Origin of the sequence: Dapis hubbardiae BLCC-M172 (assembly GCF_050016015.1) — a bacterium.
GTDB lineage: Bacteria > Cyanobacteriota > Cyanobacteriia > Cyanobacteriales > Microcoleaceae > Trichodesmium.
Window position 1 is genome coordinate 1 of the sequence record NZ_JBNHEQ010000216.1, and the last position, 2,696, is coordinate 2,696.

General features: G+C 34.2%; 2 protein-coding genes. Both read right to left on the minus strand.

The window, feature by feature from the left end:
- Positions 1-235 precede the first annotated feature (235 nt).
- On the minus strand, positions 236-859 hold the full coding sequence (nusB, locus tag ACP6PK_RS20085) for a transcription antitermination factor NusB (protein ID WP_094670934.1): 624 nt from the start codon (positions 857-859) through the stop codon (positions 236-238).
- A gap of 452 nt (positions 860-1,311) precedes the next feature.
- A complete protein-coding gene (locus ACP6PK_RS20090; RefSeq protein ID WP_426562060.1) occupies positions 1,312-2,007 on the minus strand; it encodes a DUF502 domain-containing protein in 696 nt (231 codons plus the stop codon).
- Between the last annotated feature and the right edge of the window lie 689 nt (positions 2,008-2,696).

A 2,696-nucleotide genomic window follows, 5' to 3' on the forward strand; every position in this document is an offset into this window, starting at 1 on the left:
CTATAGTTTTGGGAATTACCTCTAGTCTAGTCTAATTTTTCTGTCTAATTCCAGCCTCAGTCAAAGCTAACTTTTAACTTTTGAGTTTGACTATAATTGTGCCTCACTCTTAACAGTAAAATGAATAAATACTATAGCGCTATAGTTTTGGGAATTACCTCTAGTCTAGTCTAATTTTTCTGTCTAATTCCAGCTTCAGTCAAATCTAACTTTTAACTTTGATGTATATGATTCCTTAAATTACATTAATTTTGTTGAGGACTCTTCGCAATACCCCATTAATAAACTTATGCCCATCTTCGCCACTATAACGTTTTGCTAGTTCTACTGCTTGACTAATCGCCACTTGTTCTTGAATTCCAATAAACATCATTTCTGCTACTGCAATTCTAAGTATATCTAGATCAATTCGAGGTAAACGTTCTATTTGCCAATCTACTATTGATTCTCTGAGTAATTTATCAATTTCTTCTTTATTAACATTAACTTTTGTCAGAATTTCCATTGCATAGCTGCGAACTTCTAATTGATTAGTAAGTTGAATAATTTCTGGTAATTCAACAGCAGTACCAATACGATTAATTGCTGTTTGGCCTAACTCCATAGCTTCATGGATCATTGCTCTGGCACTTTCAATATCAGTAGTCCCGATCTGACTACTCAGAAGGCGATCGCTCCCCCTCTGTATTTCTCCTGCTGCAGTTTCTAAAATATCTTGGGCTTCCGTTCTTAAAGTCCGAACTGCTGCTAATACAACTTCTTGAAGTTGCTTTTTTTCTAAACTCCCTGGATTTGTTGGTAATTGACTTAAGCCAAGGAGGGCTAGTTCACGAGCTGTAGAACGGGGAGCTTTTTTCATAATAGACATCTCCAATAATAAAAAATCAAATCAATTATCTCACTAGATACGTCAATTACTTTCCCCTACTGAAAAATTAAGGTATAAAGTCTCTCAATGAATGGAGAAAAAAGAAAAAAAATTGTTTTTAGCCAATCATCTTCTTGGTAATAAGAGGTATAGTAATCCTATTTGATTCATGGCAAAAATCTTACTGCTTTTTAGGGAACAGGCAACAGCCAACAAGTGCGAGTTTAAACTTTTTTATTTACTTTTTAATTACCCGCAACCTATGCGCGGATTGCTATAATTATTAATTATTAATTATAGCAATCCCTACTCCCTGGTATTGATATTTTTCGGTTTTGTTGAATCAAAGTATGAAAATAAAAATTGAACAATCTCAAATATTTGTTATTCAATAGTGAGCGCAATTACCAAAAAATACAAATCATACCCTAATTTACCAACGCTTATTTTTCTCTATCTGGAAATGCTGGTTTGAGTTGATTGGATATTTTTTCTTTACTAACTGCTGTTGATGAATTGGGATTTACTATTCCACCAGATATTAAAACTTTAAAAGCATCTTCGACTGACAAAGAAACATTAATCACATCCTTTTCTGGTACTATGGCGTACCAACCAGATGTGGGATTTGGAGTCGTAGGAATGAATAGACTTAACATAGAATCTCCTAGATGAGATTTAATTTCGTTACCTATACCACCAGTAACAAAAGCTATAGTCCAAATTCCCCGACGTGGATATTCTACAAGTACCACACGGCGAAATCTCTCATTAGAATCCCTAAGCAAAGTTTCTAATATTTGCTTGAGAGTCCCATAAACTGAGCCAGCAAATGGAATTGCTTGTAATATTTTCTCGCCTAAATCTAACAGCCATCTTCCAGCAATATTTCTGGCCATCAGTCCTATTATTAGGATACTTAGCAATGGTACTGCTAGTCCTACCAAGAAGTTTAGTAGACTCACCAAAATTGGATGTAAACCATCAAAGGGATTAATTTGTTTAGGAATCTTAGTAAGAAAATCAATTACCCACCGAGCAATAGTTATGGTCAGCCAAATTGTGGTAGCCAATGGTATTACTACTAATAGACCAGCGATTAGGTCATTTTTTAAGTCCTGCCTTATGCGTTGGAACACCGATCACCCATTTCCTCATAACTGGCTAGATATTTTTATGCTCTAGCCGAAAATCGAATTTATTTATTATATTTTATATCTAAGGTTTCAGATTAACTATTTTTGATTCTGAATATATAGCAGGGAACAGGGAATAGGGAAGAGGGAACAGTTGGAAAAACATTTTCGCTGCCTAAGATTGCTCATTAGTCTATGTCCTAAGCAATTTTTTCCTAGCTATAGCAATCTTCAATTAATGGATAATGAATAATTACCCCTCCCTTTTAGGGAGAGAATTGACTAAAAGGAAAAAATTTATTTTTTTACCTTTGAAAGTAGAAGCTTTTAACCTGAATTGTTGAATTATTAATTATTAATTATTCGGTAAATAGGTGGTCAGATTTTATCTAACAAGTTTTGGTTGATCAATCCCATTTTATCTTGGGGAAAGGAGAGCAAAACACTACAGTTTTTTTGGGGGAAATAATTGATAATTGCTAGATATAATCATCTATCTGAAAAGTCGTTAAATGATATTTCCCCATTTCACTATTCCATGAAATGACAATTATCCCGATTAGATATTACCCTATTATATTTATTCTCAGAATTTACCCTTGTTATCCCTCTCTACTCCCTACTCCCTACTCCCTGATCGGTAAATAGGTGGTCAGATTTTATCTAACAAGTTTTGGTTGATCAATCCCATT

Coding starts and splice junctions, on each gene's coding strand:
- nusB (WP_094670934.1), bottom strand. CDS start 859: ATGAAAAAAGCTCCCCGTTCTACAGCTCGTGAACTAGCCCTCCTTGGC.